Annotated in this window: 21 protein-coding genes; 10 read left to right on the top strand and 11 right to left on the bottom strand. The window is 71.7% G+C overall.

The window, feature by feature from the left end; genetic code table 11:
• Positions 1 to 30: 30 nt before the first annotated feature.
• The 5 genes from ABH929_RS15275 to mvk are packed head-to-tail and all read right to left on the bottom strand — an operon-like array spanning position 31 to position 5338.
• Positions 31 to 1206, bottom strand: coding sequence for a hydroxymethylglutaryl-CoA synthase (locus ABH929_RS15275; RefSeq protein ID WP_404561808.1), 1176 nt, complete (start codon positions 1204 to 1206; stop codon positions 31 to 33).
• The gene (locus tag ABH929_RS15270) at positions 1203 to 2267 is read right to left on the bottom strand and encodes a hydroxymethylglutaryl-CoA reductase (RefSeq protein WP_111084744.1); all 1065 of its coding nucleotides are present in this window, start codon (positions 2265 to 2267) and stop codon (positions 1203 to 1205) included. The genes ABH929_RS15275 and ABH929_RS15270 overlap by 4 nt, the downstream gene beginning before the upstream one ends.
• On the bottom strand, positions 2260 to 3342 hold the full coding sequence (locus tag ABH929_RS15265) for a phosphomevalonate kinase (protein ID WP_404561807.1): 1083 nt from the start codon (positions 3340 to 3342) through the stop codon (positions 2260 to 2262). The genes ABH929_RS15270 and ABH929_RS15265 overlap by 8 nt, the downstream gene beginning before the upstream one ends.
• A complete protein-coding gene (gene mvaD, locus ABH929_RS15260; RefSeq protein ID WP_240347421.1) occupies positions 3339 to 4364 on the bottom strand; it encodes a diphosphomevalonate decarboxylase in 1026 nt (341 codons plus the stop codon). Before mvaD ends, ABH929_RS15265 begins: the two co-directional genes overlap by 4 nt.
• Positions 4364 to 5338: a mevalonate kinase gene (gene mvk / locus ABH929_RS15255; RefSeq protein WP_404561806.1), complete on the bottom strand. Its 975-nt coding sequence runs from the start codon at positions 5336 to 5338 to the stop codon at positions 4364 to 4366. Before mvk ends, mvaD begins: the two co-directional genes overlap by 1 nt.
• Before the next feature lie 107 nt (positions 5339 to 5445).
• Here mvk and ABH929_RS15250 point away from each other — a divergent pair, with 107 nt between their 5' ends.
• The 3 genes from ABH929_RS15250 (at position 5446) to ABH929_RS15240 (ending at position 7416) form a co-directional block, all read left to right on the top strand.
• Complete coding sequence (locus ABH929_RS15250; protein WP_205463058.1) at positions 5446 to 5901, top strand: MarR family winged helix-turn-helix transcriptional regulator; 456 nt, start codon at positions 5446 to 5448, stop codon at positions 5899 to 5901.
• A gap of 91 nt (positions 5902 to 5992) precedes the next feature.
• A complete protein-coding gene (locus ABH929_RS15245; protein ID WP_205463059.1) occupies positions 5993 to 6415 on the top strand; it encodes an organic hydroperoxide resistance protein in 423 nt (140 codons plus the stop codon).
• A gap of 26 nt (positions 6416 to 6441) precedes the next feature.
• Entirely contained in the window at positions 6442 to 7416 is a 975-nt protein-coding gene (locus ABH929_RS15240; RefSeq protein ID WP_404561872.1) for a zinc-binding dehydrogenase, read from the top strand.
• Between the two features lie 91 nt (positions 7417 to 7507).
• Here the strand turns inward: ABH929_RS15240 and ABH929_RS15235 are convergent, their stop codons facing one another.
• Positions 7508 to 8965 (bottom strand): sugar porter family MFS transporter, encoded by a 1458-nt coding sequence (locus tag ABH929_RS15235; RefSeq protein ID WP_404561805.1) that lies wholly within the window; start codon positions 8963 to 8965, stop codon positions 7508 to 7510.
• A gap of 158 nt (positions 8966 to 9123) precedes the next feature.
• Positions 9124 to 9657 carry a hypothetical protein gene (locus ABH929_RS15230; RefSeq protein WP_205463060.1) on the bottom strand — a complete coding sequence of 178 codons (534 nt, stop codon included), beginning with the start codon at positions 9655 to 9657 and terminating at the stop codon, positions 9124 to 9126.
• A 138-nt stretch (positions 9658 to 9795) separates the two neighbouring features.
• Between ABH929_RS15230 and ABH929_RS15225 the strand changes: the two genes are divergently transcribed.
• Positions 9796 to 10698, top strand: coding sequence for a LysM domain-containing protein (locus ABH929_RS15225; RefSeq protein WP_404561804.1), 903 nt, complete (start codon positions 9796 to 9798; stop codon positions 10696 to 10698).
• Positions 10699 to 10886: 188 nt separating this feature from the next.
• On the opposite strand, the gene pgi is transcribed toward ABH929_RS15225, so the two are convergent.
• From pgi to ABH929_RS15205, 4 genes are all read right to left on the bottom strand, one after another.
• Entirely contained in the window at positions 10887 to 12608 is a 1722-nt protein-coding gene (gene pgi, locus ABH929_RS15220) for a glucose-6-phosphate isomerase (RefSeq protein WP_404561803.1), read from the bottom strand.
• A gap of 167 nt (positions 12609 to 12775) precedes the next feature.
• On the bottom strand, positions 12776 to 15013 hold the full coding sequence (locus ABH929_RS15215) for a heavy metal translocating P-type ATPase (protein ID WP_404561802.1): 2238 nt from the start codon (positions 15011 to 15013) through the stop codon (positions 12776 to 12778).
• Positions 15010 to 15228, bottom strand: a complete 219-nt coding sequence (locus ABH929_RS15210) for a heavy-metal-associated domain-containing protein (protein WP_240347422.1) — start codon at positions 15226 to 15228, stop codon at positions 15010 to 15012. Before ABH929_RS15210 ends, ABH929_RS15215 begins: the two co-directional genes overlap by 4 nt.
• A 35-nt stretch (positions 15229 to 15263) precedes the next feature.
• Positions 15264 to 15554 carry a metal-sensitive transcriptional regulator gene (locus tag ABH929_RS15205; RefSeq protein WP_111084793.1) on the bottom strand — a complete coding sequence of 97 codons (291 nt, stop codon included), beginning with the start codon at positions 15552 to 15554 and terminating at the stop codon, positions 15264 to 15266.
• Between the two features lie 114 nt (positions 15555 to 15668).
• On the opposite strand from ABH929_RS15205, the gene ABH929_RS15200 reads away from it, so the two are divergent.
• The 6 genes from ABH929_RS15200 (at position 15669) to ABH929_RS15175 (ending at position 19153) form a co-directional block, all read left to right on the top strand.
• Positions 15669 to 16877 carry a helix-turn-helix domain-containing protein gene (locus ABH929_RS15200; RefSeq protein WP_404561801.1) on the top strand — a complete coding sequence of 403 codons (1209 nt, stop codon included), beginning with the start codon at positions 15669 to 15671 and terminating at the stop codon, positions 16875 to 16877.
• A gap of 161 nt (positions 16878 to 17038) precedes the next feature.
• Positions 17039 to 17506: an Asp23/Gls24 family envelope stress response protein gene (locus tag ABH929_RS15195; protein WP_205463064.1), complete on the top strand. Its 468-nt coding sequence runs from the start codon at positions 17039 to 17041 to the stop codon at positions 17504 to 17506.
• Complete coding sequence (locus ABH929_RS15190; protein ID WP_123291766.1) at positions 17503 to 17694, top strand: DUF2273 domain-containing protein; 192 nt, start codon at positions 17503 to 17505, stop codon at positions 17692 to 17694. Before ABH929_RS15195 ends, ABH929_RS15190 begins: the two co-directional genes overlap by 4 nt.
• On the top strand, positions 17691 to 18008 hold the full coding sequence (locus ABH929_RS15185) for a hypothetical protein (protein WP_123291765.1): 318 nt from the start codon (positions 17691 to 17693) through the stop codon (positions 18006 to 18008). Before ABH929_RS15190 ends, ABH929_RS15185 begins: the two co-directional genes overlap by 4 nt.
• Positions 18009 to 18017: 9 nt before the next feature.
• On the top strand, positions 18018 to 18593 hold the full coding sequence (locus ABH929_RS15180) for a DUF6286 domain-containing protein (RefSeq protein WP_205463065.1): 576 nt from the start codon (positions 18018 to 18020) through the stop codon (positions 18591 to 18593).
• Positions 18590 to 19153, top strand: a complete 564-nt coding sequence (locus ABH929_RS15175; protein WP_404561800.1) for a hypothetical protein — start codon at positions 18590 to 18592, stop codon at positions 19151 to 19153. The genes ABH929_RS15180 and ABH929_RS15175 overlap by 4 nt, the downstream gene beginning before the upstream one ends.
• Positions 19154 to 19243: the final 90 nt, after the last annotated feature.

The raw sequence follows: 19243 nt of genomic DNA, 5'->3' as shown, positions 1-19243 counted from the left end.
TCGCGGAGGGGTCGAGCCCGCGCGGAGGGGTCAGGCCTGCGCGGTCGCCTCGTAGTGGCGCGCGCCGCCGCGCACCCCGGCGAACCGGTACGGCCCTGCCGTGACGCGCGGACGCTCGACGTCCTCGCTCGACGCGGCGCCGGTCGCGTGCAGCTCGCGGTACGCGTCCACGGTCAGCGGGACGCGGGCCGAGAGCAGCTGTCGGACCCGGCCGACCCGACGATGCTCGCGGTACGACGGCTGCACGATGCCGGTGAGGAGCTCGCCGACGCTGCCCGAGCCGTAGCTGAACAGGGCGATGCGCTCCCCCGCCAGGTCCTCGTCGAGGTCGAGCAGTGCTGCGAGCCCGATCCAGAGCGACGCCGTGTACGTGTTGCCGGTCTGCTTGTTGTACGTGAAGCCGACGAACAGTTCCGACTCGTCGAACGGCACGCCCACGTGCTGCGTCAGCTTCCGGTGGGCCTTGAGGGCCATCTTCGTGAACGGCTGGTGGTGGACGAAGCGCACGATGTCCTCGTACGCGGGGCCGCCCTGGTCCGCCAGGTCGTCCCAGGCCCCGACGAACGCGTCGACGTAGGCGCTGACGGACAGGCGGCCGTCGACCAGCGCGGTGGAGCGGTCGTTCGGGCGCCAGAAGTCGTCGACGTCGGCGGTGAACACGCCCGCGGCCGGCTCGATCTCGATCAGGTCGGGGTCGGCGGACATCAGGATCGCGGCGGCACCGGCACCCTGCGTGGGCTCGGCGGCGGTGTCGACGTCGTAGCGCGCGACGTCGGCGGCGATGACGAGCACGCGCTCGTGCGGTGCCCGGGCGATGATGCCGAGCGCGAGCTGGACGGCAGCGGTCCCGCCGTAGCAGGCCTGCTTCAGCTCGACGACGCGGACGTTCTTCGGCAGGCCGAGCAGGCCGTGCACGAAGACGCCGGCGGCCTTGGACTGGTCGACGCCGGACTCGGTGGCGAACAGCACGGTGCGGATGCCCTCGACACCGTGGCGGTCGATGACCTCCTTGGCCGCGGCGGCCCCCATCGTGACGATGTCCTCGTCCGGGGCGGGCACGCTGAAGGCGTCCTGGCCGATGCCGACGTGGTACTTCGCCGGGTCGACGCCGAGGCGCTCGGCCAGGTCGTCGAGCTCGAGCACGTGGTGCCCGGTCGCGATGGCGATGTCGTGGATGCCGACGCGGAGCGCGCCGTCGCCGGTCACGCTGCGCCTCCGGCCGGCTTCGCGCCGCGGCGCTCCATGGCGACGTGGGCGGCCATCAGCTCACCCGGGTTCGTCTGGGCGGCGAGGAGCGAGAGTTCCCCGCACAGCACCGTGGCGGCGCACAGGGCGGCGAGACGACGGGCGTTCGCACCGGGCTCGCGGTCCTCGCGGCAGCCGAGGCGCACCAGGGCGTCCTCGACGACGGGCAGGTCCCCGCCCTTGCCGTTGCCGACCGTGCCGACGATCAGGTGCGGCAGCGAGGTGGCGAAGTACAGGTCGCCGTCGCGGTTCTCGGCACTCGTGATGCCCTGCGAGCCCTCGACGATGTTCGCGGCGTCCTGCCCGGTGGCCAGGTAGAAGCCGAGCAGCATGTTCGCGTAGTGCGCGTTCGCGGAGCGGAGCGCCCCGGCGATGGTCGACCCGATGAGGTTCTTCGCGATGTTCAGTTCGACGATGCGTTCGGTGCTCGACCGCAGGCGCTTCTCGACGACGTCGCCGGGGATCACGATCTCGGCGATGGTGTTGCGGCCACGACCACGGATGCCGTTCACCGCGGTGGCCTTCTTGTCGGTGCAGAAGTTGCCCGAGACGGACACGTAGCGCAGGCCCGGCTGCCACGCCAGGATCGCGGGCAGGAGCTTGTCCGCCGCCTGCGTGACCATGTTGTGGCCCGAGGCGTCACCGGTCGTGAAGGCGAACCGCAGGAACAGCAGGTCACCGACGATCTCGGGGTGCACCTCGATGAGCTTCGCGAACCGGCTCTGCCCGGCGACCAGCGCCTCGAGCTCGTCCTGTCGCGCCAGGATCTGTCCCGCAGCGACGTGCGCCGCCGCGGCACTGGCTGCTCGGACGACGACCGAGCGGGTCATGCGCTCGTCGACGACGGTCGCGACGATGCCGTCGTCGACCATGCGCGAGATCCGGGCGCCGCGGCCGACGGACGGCCAGAGCGGCGACTCGTACGTGGCGAGCGGGACCTCGTGCTCGCCCTGGACCGCGTTGCCGCTGATGCGGATCGGACCGACCCACTTGGTCGGGATCGGCGTGAGCAGGTCACTCATCGAGGGCTCCTTCTGGTGCTCGCACCGCGACGCTGAGGTGTCTGATGTCGTGCGCCTCCCAGGCGCGGTGGATGCCGGCGGGGTCGATGTCCGCGGGGACGAGTGCGATGCCGCAGTCGCCGCCACCGGCGCCGGACGGCTTCGCCGCACCGCCGGCCGCCTCGACGACGTCGCACAGGGTCGCGAGGCGTTCGGTCTCGATCTTCGACCCGACCGAGTCGCCGAGGCGCTGCATGAGCACCCGGGCACGTCGGAGCGCGTCGAGCGTCTGTTCCGCGTCGCCGGTCTGGAGGCCCGTGGTCAGGTCGTCGACGCAGCTGCGGCTCTCGTCGAGGAACTCCTGGTACCCGCCGTTGCGGTGCCGGCGCACCACACCGACGAGCTTCGTGGTCGAGGCCGGCGAGCCGGTCCAGCCGACCAGGAGCTGCAGGTTCTCGGGGGCCGGCAGCCGCTGGACGTCGAACCCCGCCCACGCATCGGCGTCGGTGAGGATGTCGGACACCCGGCGTTCGTCGACGAGCGAGGCGAGGCGGTCACGGTCCGGGGCGCTGTAGCGCAACCAGCCGCCGAACGTGCTCGCGGCGAGGTCCCCGCCGGACGCCCGCGGGTTCACCCGGATGGTGGCGAGCAGAGCGACCTGGAAGCGCTGCCGCTGCGTCAGGCCGATCCCGTAGAAGCGGTCGAGGGCACCGACGGTCGCGACGGTCACCGCCGCCGAGGACCCGAGCCCGAACTTCCGGCCGCTGGCGTCGTCGAGCTGGCTCTCGATCCGCAGGTCGTGGAACCGCGGGGCGATCCGCCGCTCGGCGCGGAGCTTCTCGACGAGGTCGATCGTCGCCATGACGTAGTCGTAGGGGTGGTGCTCGCGGTCCAGGGCGAGACCGTCCTCGTCGCGCGTCCACGTCAGCGGCAGGTGGCCGTACTCCTCCGAGTGCACGCTGCCCGCACCGTGTGCCTCGGACACGCGTGCCGTGATGGCGCGGTCGAGGGCGATGAGGACGGACGGCTGGCCCGGCTCGACGACGGCGTACTCGCCGGCGACGAACAGCTTGCCGTGGGCGCGGAACTCGATCACTGCACGGACTCCTTCTGGTCGGGGCTGTCGCTCGCTGCGGCGACCCCGATCTCTTCGGAGCGGAGCACCCGAGCGGCAGGTCCGGTGCCGGACTCGATGACGTCGCCGAAGGACGCCAGCGCGGTGGCCACGGCGGAGCGGTCCTCGGGCCGGCAGAGCACGACCACGTTCGGGCCGGCGTCGGCGGTGGCGTAGGCCTCGAGGCCGGCGGCGCGGAGTTCGCCAACGGCGTCGAACACGGCGACGCTGCGCGCGTTGAGGTAGCGGATGGGCGGGAAGGCGCCCTCGATCGTGGCGTGCATGCGCAGGGCGTTGCTCTCGGTGATCTCGCCGATGCGCGTGAAGTCGCCGGCTGCGCACGCGTCGAGCATGTCGCCGACGGTCTCGGTGGTCGACGTGACCCACGCCGGGTAGAACGGCGACGTCGCGATGGTGCGGCGCATCGCCTCGCGCGATCCGATGGGCTTCGGTCCGGCGTCGATCGTCACGACCACCATGGCCATCGGTGGCGCCGGGATCGGCTCGGCGAAGGAACCCTGGTCGTCGCCGGCGTGCCAGACGGCGACGCCGCCGGGGATCGACCGCGTGGCCGACCCCGAGCCGCGTCGGGCCAGGCGGGACAGGTCGCGCGGGGACAGGTCGAGGCCGTACGCCGCCGAGGCCGCGGTGGCGAGCGCCGCGAACCCCGACGCGCTGGAGGCGAGCCCTGCGCCGGTCGGCACGGTGTTCTCGGACACGACGGACGCGCGGGCGGTGCTGCCGGCGAGCTCCCGCACGAGGTCGAGGAATTGCTGCACGCGCGCCAGCGCACCGTCGTCGACGACGTGACCGTTCAACGTGAACGCATCACGCGCCTCCTGACCGTCACCGGAGCCACCGTCCAGCGTGACGGTGGTCGTCGTCGGGAACACGTCGAGACCCATGGAGACGCTGCCCGTTGCGGGCAGCGCGAGCTGCGCGTCCGCCTTGCCCCAGTACTTGACGAGGGCGATGTTGGGGTGCGCGACGGCGGTGGCGGTCATCAAGCGCGGGCTCCGATCGTGGTGGTCCAGGTGGCTGCGGCCCCTGCGCCGCGGAGTGCGGCCGCGATGCGGTCCGCGTGGTCGTCGTCCGCGGCGAGTGCGAGCACGCACCCGCCCCGCCCGCCGCCGGTCAGCTTCGCGCCGAGGGCGTCCGCAGCACGTGCGGCGTCGACGAGCCGGTCCAGGTCGGCACTCGACACGTCGAGTGCACTGAGCAGGTCGTGCGCGGCGTCCATCGTGGCACCGAGCCCCTGTGCGTCGCCAGCCTCGAGTGTCCCCCGCGCCCGGCGTGCGAGCGCACCGATCCGGTCGATGACCGCGTCGACGACGACCGGGTCCTGGTCGTGCCGTTCCCGCACGGCCGCGACCGCCTGCCGGGTGTGGCCGGGGACACCGGTGTCGGCGACGACGAAGGTGAAGCGGGCCCCGAGGGCGACGGGCTCGATGCGGCCCCCCTCGAACCAGACCGGCACCGCGGCGACGACACCGCGGGCGTCGAGTCCCGACGGGCGACCGTGGGCGACCCGCTCGCACTCCTGGATGAGGTCGTGGTGGGTGTCGGCGTCGAGGGTCTCGCCGAGGGCGTCCGCGACGGCTGCCGTCACGGCGGCGGCGACCGCTGCGCTCGACCCCATGCCCCGGGCGGTCGGGACCTCGCTGTCGACCCGGACGTGGAAGTGCCGGTCGGTCACGCCGAAGTGCCGCAGCGTCGCGGTGACGGCGGTGACGGTCGGCATCACCGCTGCGGGCGCGAGGTCGAGGGGACCGGTGTGCACCGTGGACTCGAGGGTGTGGCCTGGGGCCCCGCCGGAGACCGGCGTCACCGTCGCGACGACCCGGGCGTCGAGCACCGGCAGGACGAGTGCGGGTGCGCCGTAGACCACGGCGTGCTCACCGATCAGGATCGTCTTGCCGTGGGACGACGCCGATCCGTTGCCGGGGGTCGTGGTGGTGTCGAGGTGGGTGCTGGTCATCGTGGGTCACGTCAGCCTAACCGTCCGGGCCGTCGGCGTGTTCGTCGTGACCTGAGCATCCACTGCGATGAGTTGTGCACAACCGGGTTGCGTGACAGGCTGAAGCCATGCCCGTGACCGACGAGATGGTGTGCTTCTCCCTCTACGCAGCGAGCCGCGCGACCACGCAGGCGTACCGCACGATGCTCGAGCCCTGGGGCCTGACCTACCCGCAGTACCTGGTGCTCGTCACCCTGTGGGTGGAGGGCGACCAGACCGTCTCGAGCCTCGGGGAACACCTGCAGCTCGACTCCGGCACCCTGTCGCCATTGCTCCGCCGCATGGAGCAGAGCGACCTGGTCCGCCGTGAACGCCGCAGCACCGACGAGCGCGTCGTGACGATCACGCTCGGCGACCGCGGCCGCACCATCCGCGCCGACCTCGCGCACATCCCGGCGACGATCGCCGCCGGCATGGGGCTCCCCGACGAGCAGGCCGCCACGGAGCTCATCGCGACCCTGCACCGGTTGACCGAGACGATGCACGCCGCGGCCACGAACACACCGACTCGAGACTCGGCCTGAGCGACACTTCCCGCCGCGCAGCGCCCGAGATCTGTCGGCCAGCCCGAGTCTCGGGCCAGGCCGCGACTGACCCCACGAAGGAAGGAACACCATGGAAGCCCTCTACACCGCCGAGGCCCTCGCCACGGGTGACGGCCGCAACGGCCACGTCGCCACGAGCGACGGCACGGTCGAGTTCGACCTCGCCATCCCCAAGGAGATGGGCGGCTCCGGCAACGGCGCGAACCCCGAGCAGCTGTTCGCCGCCGGGTACGCCGCGTGCTTCCACTCCGCACTGCAGGGCGTCGCCCGCAGCCAGAAGGTGAAGATCGCCGACTCGTCCGTCGGCGGTCGCGTCCAGATCGGCCCGAACGGCGACGGCGGCTTCCAGCTCGCCGTGCTGCTCGAGGTCGTCCTGCCCGGGCTCGAGCACGACCAGGCCCAGGCCCTCGCCGACGCTGCGCACCAGGTCTGCCCGTACTCGAACGCGACCCGCGGCAACATCGAGGTCACCATCACCGTCTCGGAGGACTGAGCATGACCGACACCACCCCCACCACCATGCGCGCCGTCGTCCACGAGACCTTCGCCGAGCCCGCCGAGGTCCTCGGCGTCCAGGAGCGCCCGGTCCCCAGGCCCGGCGCCGGCGAGGTGCTCGTCCGCACGGTCCTCTCCCCCATCCACAACCACGACCTGTGGACCGTCCGCGGTACCTACGGCTTCAAGCCCGAGCTGCCCGCAGCCTCCGGCACCGAGGCGCTCGGCGTCGTCGAGGCCCTGGGCGAGGGCTTCACGAACCTGACGGTCGGCCAGCGCGTCGCCGGCGGTGCCTTCGGCGTCTGGGCCGAGTACTACACCGCGAACGCCGCCGGGCTCGTCCCGGTGCCGGACGCCATGACCGACGAGGCCGCAGCCCAGCTCGTCTCGATGCCGTTCAGCGCCATCAGCCTGCTGCACTCGCTCGACCTGCACGAGGGCGACTGGCTGATCCAGAACGCCGCGAACGGTGCCGTCGGGCGCATGGTCGCCCAGCTCGGCGCGGCCCGCGGCATCAACGTGATCGGCCTGGTGCGTCGCGCCGCCGGTGTCGAGGAGCTGCGCGAGCAGGGCATCGAGCGCATCGTCGCCACCGACGCGGACGACTGGAAGGACCAGGTCGCCGCGATCACCGGAGGCGCCCCGATCGTCGCCGGTGTCGAGTCCGTGGGCGGCAAGGCCGCCGGGGACATCGCCAGCGTGCTGGGCGAGAACGCGACCCTCGTCGTCTTCGGCGCGATGGCCTCGCCCACGCTCGAGATCCCGTCCGGCAAGGTCATCTTCGGCCAGCTCACGGTGAAGGGCTTCTGGGGCAGCGTCGTCAGCAAGACGATGCCGGCCGAGACGAAGGGCCAGCTCTTCGGCGAGCTCATCACCCGCGTGCTGGACGGCTCGCTGACGCTCCCCGTCGCGGAGACCTTCGCCTTCGAGGACGTCCGCGACGCCGTGCGCGCCTCGGACACCGCCGGCCGCGTCGGCAAGGTGCTCCTGCGCCCGTAGCGCGACCAGCAGACGGACGGGAGGCCCGGTGCCAGCTGGCACCGGGCCTCCCGTCCGTCTGTGCGCGCGATCACCGCGCCACGTGCGCGACCTAGCCGCGCGACGCCTTCTGCGGGACGGTGAAGATGTTGCCGGTGGTGACACCCTCTTCGACTTCTTCGAGGGTGCGACCGCGGCTCTCCGGCACGAACTTCCAGATGAAGAGCAGCGCGAGCAGACCGACGATCCCGAATCCGAAGAACGTGCCCGTGATGCCGGTCGCGGCGACGATCGTCGGGAAGTACAGCCCGAGGAACGCGTTCGCGATCCAGAGGCAGAACACCGAGATGCCCATGCCGAGCGCGCGGATCTGCGTCGGGAAGATCTCCGACAGCACCACCCACACGGCGATGTTGAGGAAGGTCTGCATCGAGCCGACGAACGCGACGACGAGGAACAGGATCACCCACGGGCGGGCCGGGTTGCCCTCGGGCAGCGCGACCGAGGCGATGCCGATCAGGAAGTGGCAGACCGTCGTGAGCGAGAACCCGATGATCAGGGTCGTCCGGCGGTTGATCTTCTCCATGTTGTACAGCGCGATGACGCCACCGACCACGGCGATCACGCCGGGGGCGATGTTCGCGATGAGGGCCGCCGACGCCTGGAACCCGGACTCGATGAGGACGGTCTGGCCGTAGTACATGATCGAGTTGATGCCGGTGAGCTGCTGGGCGACGCCGAGCCCGGCACCGATCAGCACGATGCGGATGAGCCACTTGTTCCCACGCAGCGTCTGCCACCCGCTGACGCGATCGACCTTCGCCTCGAGGTCGTTGCTCCGCTTGATGTCGTCGAGCTCGGCGGTCGCACGCTCCGTGGTCCGGACCTGCTGCAGGACGGACAACGCTTCGTCGTACCGCCCCTTCGACGCGAGCCACCGCGGCGACTCCGGCACCCGGAGCATGCCGACGAAGAGGGCGATCGCCGGGAGCGCACAGACGGCGAGCATGACGCGCCAGACACCGTTGCCCTCACCCCAGAGGTTGCCGATGATGGCGTTGACCACGAACGCGGCGAGCTGCCCGATGACGATCATGAGCTCGTTGCGGCCGGACAGCGAACCCCGGATCTCGAACGGGGCGAGTTCGGCGAGGAACACCGGGACGACGGTCGATGCCCCACCCACCGCGAGGCCGAGGAGCACGCGGCCGACGACGATCACTCCGAACGTCGGGGCGACGACGCAGATGAGCGTGCCGAGGAAGAACGTCACGGCGAGGGCGATGATCGTCTTGCGGCGGCCCCACCCGTCGGCGATGCGGCCGCCGAGCATGGCACCGATCGCGGCACCGAACAACAGGGAGCTGGTGACGACGCCCTCGGTGAAGTTCGTGAGACCGAGCTCGGCCTTCATCGGGTTCAGGGCACCGTTGATGACACCGGTGTCGTACCCGAAGAGCAGTCCGCCGAACGTGGCGACCAGGGCCAGGACGCCGAGGCGGCGTCGGTGTGGTCCGGTCCCGATCGGGGGCAGTGCGACAGTCGGGGCTGTCGGCTTGATGTCGACCATTCGGTGACTCCTTCGTCGGTGATCGCGCTTCAGTGCGTGCACCGATGGTAACCCGAATCCATGTCCTGTCAATTAGACATTCTGTCGTCAGGACGATTGGATCGGTCCACATAACGCCTGATCAGAGCGGGAGCGCTCCAACAGACCCTGCGGGTGCGTCAGGACTCGTCGGGCGCCGGGCTGTCCCCCAGCACGTCACCGAGCGACGCCATGTCCGCGCCGTGGTCGGTGTAACGCCGGACGGTTCGTCGTGCTGCTGCGCTCGCGGCACCGGACAGTGCCGGGTTGCGACGCGCGGCATCGGCCACCCGGCCCGCGTGCCCCGCGGTCGAGAGCAGGACGTTCGCCAACGCCCGGGCGTCACCGCGCTCGGGCACCCCCGTCACGGTCCACGCCGTGCGCACCTGGGCGTCCGGCGTCACACCCCGTCGGGTGCCCATGCGGTGCCAGTCGGACAGCACGCCCTCGGTCCGGGACGCCGCCCGGTCGGCCTCGCCGGCTCGACGGCGCGCGGCGTCGCGCGCGTCGGATTCGCTCGCGCCCTCGACCGTGTCGTAGCGGTCGGTGAGGCCGTCGGCTCGGCGGCGGACGCTCTCCGCCCGTTCACGAGCAGCGCCGTCGTCACCGCCTTCCTCGGCGATGCGGGCGGCGTGCGCGGCGGCAGCCGCGGCGAGGATCTCCGAACGCTCCATGGCCTCGACGGTAGCCGTTCCGACCGACACCGGCGACCGGCGCTCCGCCGGATCCGCGGTACGTCCGCAGACACACGACGAGCGCGCGGCGTTCAGCCCGGGGACACCGTGCGGTTAGCATCGAGCTGAGGGGGAATCATGAACCGGACGCTCGCGATCGGGGTCGTCGTCGCGGCCACCGTGGCGCTGTCGGGGTGCTCGCTGCTGCGCGGGTCGGACCAGCCCCTCCCCGCCCCGTCCACCCCGGCGACGACGCCGACCTCGTCCGCCACCTCGACACCGACGCCCGACGCCGACCCGGAGGGCGACCTCCTCGAGTCGTCGGCGCACCCCCGCACGCCGACCCCGGAACCCACCGAGCCGGCGGCTCCGGCTCCGACGCTGACGCCGATCCCCGCCGGGACCGTCCTCGCCCAGGGTGACGTCGCGTCCCCGAAGGGCAGCGTGCACTTCCGGTTCCGCGTCGTCGCGGTCGGCGACGACACGTTCACCGCGCAGTACTCCGGCTTCACCTCGACCCTGCCGGTGCCGGTCGGGGTCGGCCTGTTCGACCTGCCGCGCGCGGTCGGCGACGGACTGACCTACCCCGGCGTCGGCGACCGGACGCTCGGCGGGCCGACCAGCACGGCCAGCGCGGTGGACGTCCCACTGAGCGGCTCCGGCGTCGACCCGTCGCACCTCACCACGCTCGTGACCTACTCCGCGGCGGGGGCGGGGCAGGAGGTCCCGGTCGAGATCGGGGCCGGCAAGGTGCTCGCGGTGACCACCGTGCGGTGGTCCGTCCCGGCGCGGCAGACGAACGTGCACCCGGAGGACGCCGGTACCCGGCCGAACGCGACTGGTCCGGTCACCGCGACGACGACGGGCGGGGCACCGCGGTCGTACACGGTCGCGCCGGACGACCTCATCGGCGACGTCGCCGCGCGCTTCGGGATCAGCGTGCGGGCGCTCGTCTGGCTCAACGAGGGCGTGCAGGTGTTCGGGACGGACCAGCACCTGTACGAGGGAACGACGCTCAACCTCGACCCGCTCGGCCGCTGACCGCGAGTCTCGGAGCGCATGGCCCGAGACTCGCGCTCAGCGACAGTTCTAGGCGCGCGCGTCCCGCGAACTGTCGCTCACCCCGAGTCTCGGGCCGCGTCCGCCCCGCGCCCAGCGCGACCGGCAGACGGACGGGAGGCCCGTGGCGGATCCGCCACGGGCCTCCCGTCTCGCAGGTGGGCACCTCGCTACTTGCGCAGCTCCAGGTACTTCGCGATGAGCGCCTTGGTCGAGGCGTCCTGCGCGTCGAGCGCGGCCTGGTCGCCCTCGACGGCAGGCGTGACCTGCAGCGCCAGCTGCTTGCCGAGCTCCACGCCCCACTGGTCGAACGAGTCGATGCCCCAGATCGTGCCCTCGGTGAACACGATGTGCTCGTAGAGCGCGATGAGCTGGCCGAGCACGCTCGGGGTGAGCTCCGGCGCCAGGATCGACGTCGTCGGCTTGTTGCCCGGGAACGTGCGCGCCGCGACGATTCCCTCGTCGGTGGTGCCCTCGGCACGGACCTCGTCGGCGCTCTTGCCGAACGCCAGCGCCTTGGTCTGCGCGAAGAAGTTCGCCAGGAACAGCGTGTGCACGTCGGTGCCGGGTGCGACGCCCTTGCCGTCACCGGTCTCGTCCTTGAGCGGACGGGCCGGGTTCGCGACCGTGATGAAGTCGGCCGGGATCAGGCGGGTGCCCTGGTGGATGAGCTGGTAGAACGCGTGCTGGCCGTTCGTGCCGGGCTCGCCCCAGAAGACCTCGCCGGTCTCCGTGGTGACGGGCGAGCCGTCCCAGCGGACGCGCTTGCCGTTCGACTCCATGGTGAGCTGCTGCAGGTACGCGGCGAAGCGGTGCAGGTACTGCGTGTACGGCAGGACCGCGTGGCTCTGCGCACCGAGGAAGTTCGTGTACCAGACGTTGAGCAGGCCCATCAGGACGGGGACGTTCTGCTCGAGCGGCGTGGTGCGGACGTGCTCGTCGATGGCGTGGAAGCCGGCGAGGAACTGCTCCCAGTTCTCCTGGCCGATCGCGACGATGACGCTCGTGCCGATCGCGGAGTCGACGGAGTAGCGGCCGCCCACCCAGTCCCAGAACCCGAAGGCGTTCTCAGGGTCGATGCCGAAGGCCTCGACCTTGTCGAGCGCGGTGGACACGGCGACGAAGTGCTTCGCGACGGCGTTCTTCTTCTCGTCGTCACCGGCGTCGGTCAGGCCGAGCTTCTCCCAGAGCCACTGGCGTGCGAGTCGCGCGTTGGTCAGGGTCTCGAGGGTGCCGAAGGTCTTCGACGCGACGATGAACAGCGTGGTCTCGGGGTCGAGGTCCACGGTCTTCTCGTAGATGTCCGCCGGGTCGATGTTCGACACGAAGCGCGCCTCGAGGCCGGGCTGGACGTAGGGCTTGAGTGCTTCGTAGACCATGACGGGGCCGAGGTCGGACCCGCCGATGCCGATGTTGACGACGGTCTCGATGCGCTTGCCGGTGACACCGGTCCAGGAACCGCTACGCACCTGCGACGCGAACGCGTAGACCTTGTCGAGCGTGGCGTGCACGTCGGCGTCGACGTCCTGGCCGTCGACGGTCAGCGGCGCCGCCGGGACGAGGCCCTCGGTCGCCTTCGGACGGCGGAGCGCGGTGTGCAGGACGGCGCGGTCCTCGGTGACGTTGATGTGCTCGCCGGAGAGCATCGCCTGGAAGCGCTCGGCGACGCCGGTGTCCTTCGCGACCTGCAGCAGGGCGGCGAGGACGTCCTCGGTGACGAGGCCCTTCGACAGGTCCACGGTCAGGTCGGCGGCCTGGAACGTGTACTGCTCGGCACGGCCGGGGTCGCTGTCGAACCACCCGCGCAGGTCAGGGGTGAAGTCGGCAGCGATGCTGTCGAGCTTCTTCCAGCCTTCGGTCGATGTGGGGTCGACGGGAGCGGATTCGGTCACTTCGGTCCTCCTGGGATCACGTTCGAGACGTACAGCCCGCAGGTCACCGCACCAGTGCGTCGCGGACCGTCTTCGAGCGTAGTGCCGTCGGCACCGTCGTGCGCACCGCCGGACGGGAGGCGCGGGGCGCGTTCGCTGCGCGCGTCACGTCCGGCGGGTGGTCGGCCTCAGGGCCGGGGTGCAAAACGCCGCAGCCGCAGGCTGTTCGTCACGACGAACACCGACGAGAACGCCATGGCGGCGCCGGCGAGCACCGGGTTGAGCAGCCCCGCCATCGCGAGCGGGATCGCCGCCACGTTGTACGCGAACGCCCAGAACAGGTTGCCCTTGATGATGCCGAGCGTGGCCCGCGACAGCCGGACGGCGTCGGCGACGACGGTGAGCCGACCGCTCACGACCGTGATGTCGCTCGCCGCGATCGCCGCGTCGGTGCCGGCACCCATCGCGATGCCGAGGTCGGCCGCGGCGAGCGCCGCAGCGTCGTTGACACCGTCACCGACCATGGCGACGCTCCGTCCCTGGGCCTGCATGCCCCGGACGGCGTCGAGCTTGCCGGCCGGGGTCACGCGGGCGTGGACCTCGTCGATGCCGACCTGTGCGGCGACGGCCCGTGCGGCGCCGTCGTTGTCGCCGGTGAGCAGGACGGGGTGCAGGCCGAGCGCCACGAACCGCGCGACCGCGTCGGCTGCCTCGGGCTTGACGGTGTCGCCGACGACCACGACGCCGAGCACGCGGCCGTTCCGCGCGACGACCACCGCGGTGCCCCCGTCGGTTTCGGCAGCGGTGACCGCGGCCGTGGCCTCGTCGGGGACGGCGACCGCCCAGGACGCCGCGAGCCAGCGGGTCCCGCCGACGAGCACGACATCGCCGTCCACGACGGCCTGCACGCCGGCGCCGGCGGTCGACTCGAACTGCTCGGCGGTCGGGACGTCGAGGTGCCTGGCCGTCGCGGCCCGGACGACCGCACGCGCCACGGGGTGTTCCGAACCCTGCTCGACGGCCGCGGCGAGCCGGAGCACGGCGTCCGCGCCGAGGATCGCGTCCGTCGGGGTCACGGCGCGCAGGGTCATCTCGCCGGTGGTGACGGTGCCGGTCTTGTCGAGCACGATGGTGTCGACACCACGGGTCCGTTCGAGCACCTGCGGGCCGCCGATCAGGATGCCGAGCTGCGACCCGCGGCCGGTGCCGACGAGCAGTGCGGTCGGCGTCGCGAGCCCGAGGGCGCACGGGCAGGCGATGATGAGCGTGGCGACGGCCGCGGTGAACGCTGCGGTGACCGACCCGCCGAGCACGAGCCAGCCGACGAACGCCAGCACGGCGAGCGCGATGACGATCGGCACGAAGACGCCGGAGACCCGGTCGGCCAGGCGTTGGACGTCGGCCTTGCCGGTCTGCGCGTCCTCGATGAGCCGTCCCATCCGGGCGAGCTCGGTGTCGGCGCCGACGCGGGTGACGGCGACCACGAGCCGGCCGCCGACGTTGATCGTCGCGCCGGTCACCCGGTCGCCCGGTCCCACCTCGACGGGGACGGATTCGCCGGTGACCATGCTGCGGTCCACGGCCGAGGACCCGTCCTGCACGAGGCCGTCGCTGGGGATCCGCTCCCCCGGCCGCACGACGACGACGTCCCCGACGACGAGCGCCGACGCCGGGACACGCTGCTCGACGCCGTCGCGCAGCACCGTGGCCTCCTTCGCGCCGAGTTCGAGCAGGGCGCGGAGTGCCGCCCCGGACTGCTTCTTGGCGCGGGCCTCCATGTACCGGCCGGCCAGGATGAACACCGTGACGGCCGCCGCGACCTCGAGGTACAGGTCGGTCGCCTCGGGGTCGGTCGCGATCCACGAGAACGTCATGTGCATGCCGGTCGTGCCGGCGTCGCCGAGGAAGAGCGCGTAGAGCGACCAGCCGAAGGCCGCCAGCACACCCACACTGACCAGGGTGTCCATGGTCGCGGCACCGTGTCGGGCGTTCACCCAGGCGGCGCGGTGGAACGGGAGCGCACCCCACACCGCGACGGGCGCGGCGAGCGTCAGGGCGAGCCACTGCCAGTTCGGGAACTGCAGGACCGGCACCATCGAGAGCAGCACGACCGGCACGGCCAGGACCGTCGACACGACGAGTCGTCGGCGCAGCGCACCGGCCGGGTCGTCGGCGTCGTCGTCCGGCTCCGTCGTGTCGGCCGGCGGCGCGGGGACGGTCGCACCGTAGCCCGCGGACTCGACGGCGGCGATGAGGGCAGCGGGGTCGGCGGGGCCGTCAGGAGCGACCTGCACCTGTGCCTTCTCGGTGGCGTAGTTGACGGTGGCGGTGACCCCGGGGAGCTTGCCGAGCTTCCGTTCGATGCGGTTCGCGCACGAGGCGCAGGTCATGCCCGTGATGTCGAGCTCGACGATGCCGTCCGTCACGACGGCACGACCTCGTACCCCGCCTCGGCGACCGCGCCGCGCAGCGCATCGGGGTCGACGGGTGCGTCCGAGGTGACGGTCACCGACGAGGCACCGCCGGGGACGAGCGCGACGGCGACGTCGGACACCCCCTCGAGTTCGGTGAGTTCCTCGGTCACGCTCAGCACGCAGTGCTCGCAGGTCATGCCCTCGACGAGCAGCAGTTCGGTGGTCACGGTGTCTCCTCCTGTGGTTCGGGTGCGGACGGCGGTCACGAGCGCACGAGCCGGGCGATGGCCTGGCTCGCTTCGCGGACCTTCTCGTCCGCGGCGTCGCCGCCCTCGGCGACCGCCTCGGCGACGCAGTGCTTGAGGTGGTCCTCGAGCAGCGACAGCGCCACGCGTTCGAGCGCCCGGTTCGCCGCCGAGATCTGGGTGAGGACGTCGATGCAGTACGTCTCGTCCTCGACCATGCGGGCGATGCCGCGCACCTGGCCCTCGGCGCGACGGAGCCGCTTGAGCAGGTCGTCCTTGTCGCCGATGTAGCCGACGTGTTCGTGCATGGTGGCCTCCACGGTCCTCAATACGGTACCCCCCTAGGGTATTCCCTCAGTTGGACGCGCGGACACGAACGAGGGTATTCACCTCGCCGTGCCGTCGATGTCATGATTTCGACCATGACCGATCCGGCGACGAACGGCTTCCGCAGACTGCGGTTCGCCGACGGCGACGGCTCCGACTACTCCGACATCTTCGAGGCGGAGTACCACGGGTCCGACTTCGCCTCGGAGACGTACGCGACGAACGACACCCGCTACGAGTACACGGTGGTGGGCGACGACGACCTGACGCTGCGGACCATGCGCGCCGAGGGCGGGCGACGCGGCGGGGTCATCGGGGCGCGGGAGGACCACGTCGTCTTCTGGCTCACCAGGGGCCGGCTCGAGATGCACTTCCCCGACCGCACGCGCGTGGTCGAGCCGGGCAGCCCGTACATCGCGAGTGCGTCCGAGGCGTACCGCTTCGAGTCCGACGGCACCGTCTACAACGGGGTGCACATCGCGGACTCGTTCCTGCGGACCGTCGGGCGCGACCTCGGCTACCGGCTGCCGGACGGCCCGCTGCTGTTCGAGCAGCAGGACGAGGTCATCGCCCGCCGCGAACCCCTGCGCCACCTCATCGGGGAGCTCGGCCCGGCACTCGTGGACGACCGCGTGGTCGGTCCGATGCGGACGGCGCTGAACCGTCGACTGGCGGTCGTCGTGCTCGACACCTTCCCGATCCGCAACCGCGGCGACGACGTCCCCGTCGCGAACCGTCTGCGCGACGCGATCCGCTACGTGGAACAGCACGCAGCCGAACGTCCGGCGGTGTCGGACATCGCCGCGGCCTGCGGGCTCAGTCAGCGGGGGCTGCAGGACGTGTTCGCCCGCACCCTCGACTCCACGCCGCACCGGTTCCTGCGCGAGCACCGGCTCGACCGTGCCCGGAGCGAGCTCCTGCGCGCGGGCGACGACCGGGCCCCCGGTGCCGACGGGGTCGCCGTGGTCGCGCGTCGGTGGGGCTTCACCAATGCGGGCCGGTTCGCCTCCGCCTACCGCGAGCGGTTCGGCGAGGACCCCGCCACCACGCTCCGCACGTCGCTGTCAGCACGACCCGACAGTGGTCGGTCGTCGTGGCGTGTCCGCCGCGCGGTGGCGTTCATCGAGCAGCACGCCGACGACGACCTCTCCCTGCAGGACATCGCCGACGCCGCCGGGGTCCTGCCGCGACGCCTGCAGCAGCTCTTCCGGGCCGAGCGGGGCGAGTCCCCGATGGCGTGCGCCCGGGCGATCCGCGCCGCTGCAGAACGCAACGCGGCGGACGGAACACGCGAAACCGCCTGAGCGAACGACCAGGGGTACAGCCACACCCCCGTGTTCCCGCGGATTCCTGGACTTCTGCCGAATCCGGAAAGTCATGTGTGACGAATCTCTGGTGCAGCCCGTCTCATCCGTGAACAGCAACCGCTGGGAACGCCCGGCGGGTCAATCGGAAGGAACGAACCATGGCTGACTCCATCACCACCACCCCGGCCACCACCGCCGCGGCCCGGACCACCTCGCACGCCGGCTCGAACAGCGGCGTCACCGGCAAGACCGTCATCGACGACACCGTCGTGTCGAAGGTCGCCGGCATCGCCGCCCGCGAGGTCAACGGCGTGCACTCGCTCGGTGGCGGCGCAGCCCGCGCGATCGGTGCGATCCGCGACGCGATCGGCCAGCGCGACTTCGGTCAGGGCGTCAAGGTCGAGGTCGGCGAGAAGCAGGTCGCCGCGGACATCGTCATCGTCGCCGAGTACCCCGTGTCGCTCCAGCAGGTCGCCGACGGCGTCCGCAGCAGCGTCGCACGTGCCCTCGAGCAGATCGTCGGCATGGAGGTCGCCGAGGTCAACGTGACCGTCCAGGACGTCTTCATCCCGGGCGACGACGACGACAACGAGAACGACGAGAAGAAGGAAGCGCGAGTCGCATGAGCAACACACTGATCGGTGCCCTCATCGGTGCCGTCCTCGCAGTCGTCGCACTGCAATTCGGGTTCTGGGGCTTCGTCCTGGTCATCGTCTTCGGTGCGATCGGTGCCCTCGTGGCTGCCCTCGCCACCGGCAAGATCGACCGTGGCGCCCTGACCGACGTGCTCACCGGGCGCCGGAGCTCCCGGTGAACGCCGGCCCGGACGTCGTCCCGGGCCGCGTCGAGATCACCGCTCGTGCACTGACCTCGCTGGCGCGGGCCGTCGCAGCCGAACGGCTCGGCGCCCCCGCCAAGCGGGTCAGGGTCGGTCTCGGAGACGCGGCCGGAGCGATGGCCCTCGACGTCACCGGCCCCATCGCCGCGGGCGACGACCTCGTCGCCCGTTCGGCCCAGGTCGCCGACGAGGTCAAGCGCCGCGTGAGCGAACTCACCGGCCGCCGCGTCGGCAGTGCCCACATCGAACTCACCGGGATCGTGCGCGAGCGCGAGTCCCGAACCCGGTAGGAGACCATCATGAGCAACGGTTCCGTCGAACGACGCATCCGTCGTCGGAGCGTGCACCGCTCCCGCTCGACCGCAGTGGCGGTGGCGCTGGTGGTCCTCGCACTGGTCGCCGCGTGGATCGGCACGGAGTCGGTCCTGCGGGCGATCGGGCGGCCTCCGCTCCTCGCCGACCCGCAGACCGCCGTCGATGCCGCGCTGCAGCCCGACGCCGCGTTCGTCACGATCGCCGAGGTCATCGCCGTCGTGCTCGTGGTCCTGGGCGTCGTGCTGATCGTCCTGGCCCTGAAGCCGGGTCGCCAGCACCGTTCCGTCGTCCAGCACGACCGCGGCGCCGTCGTCATCGACACCCGCATCGTCGCCTCGACGGCGGCCAACGCCGCCGGCACGGCAGCAGGGGTTCCCGAGGGCAACGCCTCGGCCACCGCCCGCGGTCGGCGTACCGACGTCCGGATCGTGCCCGTCACCGGCATCCCGGTCGACGAGCAGGCCGTGCAGGCAGCCGTCCGTGACCGCCTGAGCGGCCTCGACGAACGGTTCGGCCACAACGTCCGCGTCCGCATCGACGAGAAGGGGACCCTCGCATGACCAAGAGCAACCGGACCATGAACCGGATCATCCTCTTCGTCCTCGGCCTCGTCGCCGTCGTCGTCGGCCTCACGATCGGCGCGGGCGTCCTGCCCGCCGTGCAGGACGCGATCAAGCCGTACGTCGACCTGCCGAGCAACCTGGACGTCCCCGCGTCCTCGCTCTGGATCGTCGCCGCCGCCTGCGCCGTCGTGATCGTGCTCGCCCTGGTCTGGGCGTTCAGCCGCGGCGGGGGCGGCACGTCCGTCGCCGTCCGCGAGCGCTCGGGTGAGGACGCCGTCACGGTGAACGTCGCACTCGTCCGCGACGTCGTCGAGCACGAGCTCGCCGGTGTCCGCGACGTCGTCGGCTCGCGCGTCGACACCTACCTGGTGCGCAAGCAGCGCGCCGCGCGCATCCGCGTCGCGGTCCGCCGCGGCGGGGACGCCGTCTCGGTGCTCGACGCCGTCGACCGCGCCGTCGCGGTCCTCGACCGCACGCTCGGCCGCCAGGTGCCCGTCCTGGTCCATCTCACCGGTGGCACCCGTTCGGCGCTCGCGAAGTCGACCCGCGTCCACTGACACCCGTCAGGCGGACGCAACCCCGGGCCTCCCGGCCCGCCGAAGACCCTCGCAACACCCACCACCGGGCGAACGCCCGACCGATGAAAG

Origin of the sequence: Curtobacterium sp. AB7 (assembly GCF_044909335.1) — a bacterium.
Lineage (GTDB): Bacteria > Actinomycetota > Actinomycetes > Actinomycetales > Microbacteriaceae > Curtobacterium.
The sequence above is the reverse complement of the archived record's forward strand: the minus strand, read 5'-3'. Positions and strand labels throughout refer to the sequence as shown.

Coding starts and splice junctions, on each gene's coding strand:
- ABH929_RS15240 (WP_404561872.1), top strand. CDS start 6,442: ATGCGCGCCGTCGTCCACGAGACCTTCGCCGAGCCCGCCGAGGTCCTC.
- ABH929_RS15235 (WP_404561805.1), bottom strand. CDS start 8,965: ATGGTCGACATCAAGCCGACAGCCCCGACTGTCGCACTGCCCCCGATC.
- ABH929_RS15195 (WP_205463064.1), top strand. CDS start 17,039: ATGGCTGACTCCATCACCACCACCCCGGCCACCACCGCCGCGGCCCGG.
- ABH929_RS15230 (WP_205463060.1), bottom strand. CDS start 9,657: ATGGAGCGTTCGGAGATCCTCGCCGCGGCTGCCGCCGCGCACGCCGCC.
- ABH929_RS15190 (WP_123291766.1), top strand. CDS start 17,503: ATGAGCAACACACTGATCGGTGCCCTCATCGGTGCCGTCCTCGCAGTC.
- ABH929_RS15245 (WP_205463059.1), top strand. CDS start 5,993: ATGGAAGCCCTCTACACCGCCGAGGCCCTCGCCACGGGTGACGGCCGC.
- ABH929_RS15270 (WP_111084744.1), bottom strand. CDS start 2,267: ATGAGTGACCTGCTCACGCCGATCCCGACCAAGTGGGTCGGTCCGATC.
- mvk (WP_404561806.1), bottom strand. CDS start 5,338: ATGACCAGCACCCACCTCGACACCACCACGACCCCCGGCAACGGATCG.
- ABH929_RS15225 (WP_404561804.1), top strand. CDS start 9,796: ATGAACCGGACGCTCGCGATCGGGGTCGTCGTCGCGGCCACCGTGGCG.
- ABH929_RS15180 (WP_205463065.1), top strand. CDS start 18,018: ATGAGCAACGGTTCCGTCGAACGACGCATCCGTCGTCGGAGCGTGCAC.
- ABH929_RS15250 (WP_205463058.1), top strand. CDS start 5,446: ATGCCCGTGACCGACGAGATGGTGTGCTTCTCCCTCTACGCAGCGAGC.
- ABH929_RS15205 (WP_111084793.1), bottom strand. CDS start 15,554: ATGCACGAACACGTCGGCTACATCGGCGACAAGGACGACCTGCTCAAG.
- ABH929_RS15175 (WP_404561800.1), top strand. CDS start 18,590: ATGACCAAGAGCAACCGGACCATGAACCGGATCATCCTCTTCGTCCTC.
- mvaD (WP_240347421.1), bottom strand. CDS start 4,364: ATGACCGCCACCGCCGTCGCGCACCCCAACATCGCCCTCGTCAAGTAC.
- ABH929_RS15200 (WP_404561801.1), top strand. CDS start 15,669: ATGACCGATCCGGCGACGAACGGCTTCCGCAGACTGCGGTTCGCCGAC.